Raw genomic sequence first — 2,457 nt, forward strand, 5'->3', positions numbered from 1 at the left:
TTTATCTATGTCTGTTCATAAATGGATTGAACTTGAAACTGGAAATAAAATAAAAAAATTTAATTTAAAATCATCGTGGATAGTTAGACAGTTTCAGAATGAATATAACCCGACTCATTGGCATACTGGTCATATATCAGGTGCAGGTTTTTTAAAAGTACCAAAAAGATTTGGTGAACATAAACAAAAGTCAAAACAAAATAAATACATGGGTGGAAGTTTACAGTTGATTCATGGATCTAAAATGTTTTTGTGTGAATCAACACTTACAATAAAACCAGAAGTTGGAGATTTTTATTTTTTTCCAAATTATTTAATGCATACTGTTTATCCATTTACTGATACTGACGAAGAAAGAAGATCAATATCTTTTAATGCTAATATAGATGAAGAAATTCATGACGTTTATAGAGGGAGATAAAAAACAACAAAATGTTCTAGGTGAAAAGTTAGAAGAATGTTCTAATAACCCATTAACTGGATGGTTAAGAGATGGTTGTTGTAACACTGATGAAAATGATCATGGTGTTCATACAGTTTGCGCAAAAGTAACGACTGAATTTTTGGAATGGTTAAAAGAAGCAGGAAATGATTTGATTACTCCACATCCAGAATTTGGTTTTCCAGGATTAAAAGATGGTGATGGTTGGTGTGTATGTGCTAGTTGGTATGCTAAAGCTGTTGAAGCAGGTAAAGGTTGTCCAATTTTCTTAAAAAGAACTCATAAAAATACTCTAAAATATCTTCCTATTGAAACTTTAAAGAAGTTTGCAATAGATTTATCTTAATTACATATTTCCATATTTTGGACCACCGCTACCTTCTGGTGTAACCCAAGTAATATTTTGAGATGGCTCTTTAATATCACATGTTTTACAATGGATACAATTTTGAGAATTGATTACAAATTTATTTATATCATTTTCTTTTTGAACCTCATAAACCCCTGCAGGACAATATCTTTGAGCAGGTTCATCAAATTTTTCCAATGTGTAATTAATAGGCAAATTAGGGTCTTTAAGCTTTAAATGAACTGGCTGATTATCAGCATGATTTGTACCAGTAAGATAAACTGAACTTGTTTTGTCAAATGTTATTACATTATCATATTTCGGATAATCTATTTTAGGCATTTGGTTTGCAGGTTTTAATGTTTCATGATCAGCATGTTTATGTTTAAGAGTAAAAGGAAGTTTTCCTCTAAATAAAATTTGATCTATCCCTGTAAAAATAATTCCTAAAATTAATCCCCAGCTAAAACTAGGTTTTACATTTCTGGCTTCATAAAGTTCTTTATATAACCAGCTATTTTTAAATTTATTTTCATAAATGGATAAATCTTTGTTTTCTTTCAAATGTTCATTAATAGTTTCAGCTGCAATCATTCCACTTTTCATCGCTGTATGAGAACCTTTGATTTTTGGCATATTCAAGGTTCCTGCATCACAACCAACTAGTAAAGCTCCAGGCATAAACATTTTTGGCAAACTTTGAAATCCACCTTCAATTAAGGCTCTTGCTCCGTAAGAAATTCTTTTTCCACCTTCTATTATTTTTTTTATTACCGGATGCGTTTTAAATCTCTGAAATTCATCATAAGGAGATAAGTGTGGGTTTTTATAATCTAATCCAATAACATAGCCTAAAAAAACTTGTTTATTTTCTGCATGATACATAAAACTACCACCATATGTATTATTATCTAATGGCCATCCAGCTGTATGCATTACTAAACCTTCTTCGTGATTTTTCTCTTCTATTTCCCAAATCTCTTTAAAACCAATTCCGTATTGTTGAGGATCTTTACCTTTATTTAATTCAAATTTTTCAATCAATTGTTTTCCTAAATGACCTCTGCACCCTTCTGCAAAAACAGTTACTTTGCCTAAAAGCTCAATACCTGGTTCAAAACTATCTTTTTTATTACCATCTTTATCTATACCCATATCTTGAGTTGCAACACCTTTAACAGATCCATCTTCGTTATATAAAATTTCACTTGCTGGAAATCCTGGAAAGATTTCTACACCTAAATTTTCAGCTTGTTCAGCAAGCCATCTACATAAGTTTGCAAGACTAATAATATAATTTTTATGATTTTGTTGTACCACAGGTAGAAGCCAAGTTGGCCAACTTAAAGATTTGGTTTTTCCTAAAAATAAAAATTTTTCTTTAGTTACTTTTGTTTTAATTGGAGAATTTAATTCTCTCCAATTTGGTAGTAATTCATCTAGAGCACGCGTTTCAAATACATTTCCACTTAAAATATGAGCTCCAATCTCTGATGCTTTTTCTAATAAACAAACATTTAAATTTGGATCTAATTGTTTTAACTTTATTGAAGTTGATAATCCTGATGGCCCTCCACCTATGATTACAACATCATATTCCATCGATTCTCTAGACATACTCTAGTTTTTAACTGTAAGGATTATTTTTGTATAGTGTTTAATTTGT

General features: G+C 30.4%; 3 protein-coding genes. 2 read left to right on the forward strand and 1 reads right to left on the reverse strand.

Annotated elements, in window-relative coordinates:
- Both AMN83_RS04040 and AMN83_RS04045 read left to right on the forward strand, forming a co-directional pair.
- A partial coding sequence (locus tag AMN83_RS04040; RefSeq protein ID WP_218960981.1) for a putative 2OG-Fe(II) oxygenase occupies positions 1 to 421 on the forward strand: 421 nt, incomplete at its 5' end.
- The gene (locus tag AMN83_RS04045) at positions 399 to 788 is read left to right on the forward strand and encodes a DUF2237 family protein (protein WP_075504399.1); all 390 of its coding nucleotides are present in this window, start codon (positions 399 to 401) and stop codon (positions 786 to 788) included. The genes AMN83_RS04040 and AMN83_RS04045, both read left to right, overlap by 23 nt.
- Here AMN83_RS04045 and AMN83_RS04050 read toward each other — a convergent pair whose 3' ends face one another.
- The gene (locus AMN83_RS04050) at positions 789 to 2,408 is read right to left on the reverse strand and encodes an electron transfer flavoprotein-ubiquinone oxidoreductase (protein ID WP_075504400.1); all 1,620 of its coding nucleotides are present in this window, start codon (positions 2,406 to 2,408) and stop codon (positions 789 to 791) included.
- Positions 2,409 to 2,457: the final 49 nt, after the last annotated feature.

This window comes from Candidatus Pelagibacter communis (assembly GCF_001180025.1).
Taxonomy (GTDB): Bacteria; Pseudomonadota; Alphaproteobacteria; order Pelagibacterales; family Pelagibacteraceae; genus Pelagibacter; species Pelagibacter ubique_A.